This window comes from Christiangramia marina, from assembly GCF_048285865.1.
GTDB lineage: Bacteria > Bacteroidota > Bacteroidia > Flavobacteriales > Flavobacteriaceae > Christiangramia > Christiangramia marina.
The window spans coordinates 170,065-171,431 of sequence record NZ_JBLVTK010000002.1; the positions used below are offsets into that span (position 1 = coordinate 170,065).

At 34.6% G+C, this 1,367-nt stretch carries 1 protein-coding gene and 1 pseudogene; one reads left to right on the forward strand and one right to left on the reverse strand.

Annotation, left to right across the window (positions count from 1 at the left end; genetic code table 11):
- A pseudogene (locus ACNKXS_RS07240) lies at positions 1-502 on the reverse strand (capsule assembly Wzi family protein); the annotation flags it as partial.
- A gap of 72 nt (positions 503-574) precedes the next feature.
- Here ACNKXS_RS07240 and ACNKXS_RS07245 point away from each other — a divergent pair.
- Entirely contained in the window at positions 575-1,318 is a 744-nt protein-coding gene (locus ACNKXS_RS07245; RefSeq protein ID WP_417920292.1) for a tyrosine-protein phosphatase, read from the forward strand.
- Positions 1,319-1,367: the final 49 nt, after the last annotated feature.

Sequence of the window (1,367 nt, forward strand, 5' to 3'; positions counted from 1 at the left end):
GAAGATATTCGCCAAAAGAAAATTTAAATCCCAGTCCGTAATCTTTAAAGTTGAAGAAGATTGGTTCAACCGTTTCAATAGATACGCCTGGAAAAGGTGATGCATTCAGCGACCATAGTATGCTTTCATTGCTAACACTTAAACCCTGGTAAAGATCGGTTCGCTGTCTTTTACCAATATCTACCCTTATCTTAGGAGAAACGTAACTAAAATAAGCTTCGTCAATTTTAAGGCCATCACCATAGCCATCCTTATATAGAAATCCACCTCCAAATTGAAAAGACCTGGTATTATCTATTTCAAAAATAGCCGTACCCGATAATAGTCCGCTATAAAAAGTTTTCTCATCTACCCTACCTCTACGGTTAGAATGCATCCAAAATGGAGATTCTGATCCACTATAAAGTCCTGCAGCACCTTTAACATCAAGATTAAAATAATCCTGACCAGATGAACTTAAACCAAGGATAAAAAATATGTATAGAATAAAAGGATGCCTCATAGATCTACTTGGGTTGCAAATATTACTAATTAGAATTTAAAATCTGTAATTTTGAACGGTAAAATAGATTATATGCTATCGATATTTAGTAGAAGTAAATATTTGGTTGACCTTATAGAAGGGATGCCAGATTTTCACAATCATACCTTGCCAGGTATTGATGATGGTTCTGATAGCATTGATACATCACGGGAATTATTTAAGGGGTATTCTGAGATAGGGATTGATCATATTGTGGCAACTCCGCATATTATAGGTGAATTTTATCCTAATACTTCTAAAAGTATTGGAGAAGCTTTCAAGAAAGTAAAAGAGGCAAAGGCCGGACCCAAAAATTTCAGCTTTGCTGCGGAATATATGATGGATCAGCACTTTCTTGAAATTCTAGCAAATGATGATGTACTTACAGTTACAGATAATAAAGTCCTTGTGGAAATGTCTTATTTTCAAGCTCCAATCAACTTAACCCAGATACTTTTTAAGCTTCAGAATAGTTCCAAGGCACCAATCTTAGCGCACCCTGAAAGATATACTTATATGCATTCGAAAGATCTGAGCAAATATCATGATCTAAAAACCAGAGGTTGTCTTATGCAAGTCAATATGTTATCCCTGTCCAATCATTATGGAAAGAGCATACAGAAAATGGCTTATCAATTAATTGAAGAAGGTTTAATAGACTATATCTGTAGTGATGTACACAAAATTAGTCATCTGGAAAAGATCAAGGAGATTAAAATCCCGACTAAATATGTGCAGAATATAACTACTATATCTGCTAATAATGGTGAGCTGCTACGTCAACATTTTAATTAGAATTAGAAATGCGTTTTTTAATACGCTGCCATCTAGATACGTTATCTTC

Bases quoted from the DNA above. Each gene is read 5' to 3' on its own strand.
- ACNKXS_RS07245 (WP_417920292.1), top strand. From the start codon at position 575: ATGCTATCGATATTTAGTAGAAGTAAATATTTGGTTGACCTTATAGAA.